The organism is Pseudoalteromonas sp. SG43-7 (assembly GCF_014164295.1).
GTDB classification, from domain to species: Bacteria; Pseudomonadota; Gammaproteobacteria; order Enterobacterales; family Alteromonadaceae; genus Pseudoalteromonas; species Pseudoalteromonas rhizosphaerae.
Map to the genome: position 1 here is coordinate 1 of NZ_JACJEY010000159.1, position 836 is coordinate 836.

Sequence of the window (836 nt, forward strand, 5' to 3'; positions counted from 1 at the left end):
GCAGAGGCTAACATGAATAAACATAGCATACTTTTTATCGGACTTGATACACATAAAGAATTCAATGAAGTCGCCTATATTGAAGAACATAGAGGTGCACAACCTGTTCACCTTGGTCGATTTTCGTCTTCCAAAGTTGCCGTTCAAAAGCTTGTTCGTCAGTTTGAATCTAAATACCCTGGCGCAACGCTACACTTTGTTTATGAAGCAGGCCCTTGTGGTTATTGGATTTACAGATTAATCACAAGCCTTGGCCATTGCTGCTATGTGGTTGCCCCGTCTCTTATTCCTAAAAAACCCGGTGAGAAGATTAAAACCGATAAACGTGATGCCCTTAAGCTCGCTAAATTACTTAAATCCGAAGATTTAACACCTATCTATGTCCCCGAGCCTGAAGATGAAGCCGTTCGTGATTTATCTCGCGCACGCGAAGTAGCCATGAAGGATTTAAAAGATGCTAAATATCAATTAAAAGCACTGCTGCTTCGTAATAATATTAATTACAAAGGCACCGCAAATTGGTCACAAAAACATTTACGTTGGCTCACTGAGCTTGTGCTTCCACATCCCGCGCAGCACATCGTCTTACAAGAGTTTTTACAAACAATTACCGAGCGAATAAGCCGACTTGAACGATTAGATAATGAACTTACACATCACGTTCATCAGTGGCGTTATTATCCAGTAGTTAAAGCAATACAAGCGATGCGTGGTGTTCGTTTGTTGGTCGCCACCGGTGTTGTTGCTGAGCTTGGCGATTTAACGCGCTTCGATCATCCCCGTAAATTAATGAGTTATCTCGGTCTTGTACCCAGTGAACACTCGAGTGGTGGCAA

1 protein-coding gene is annotated in these 836 nt (G+C 42.3%); it reads left to right on the plus strand.

Translation table 11 applies throughout. From position 1 onward, the window contains the following. Positions 1–12: 12 nt before the first annotated feature. A partial coding sequence (locus H5200_RS23270) for an IS110 family transposase (protein WP_182762859.1) occupies positions 13–836 on the plus strand: 824 nt, incomplete at its 3' end.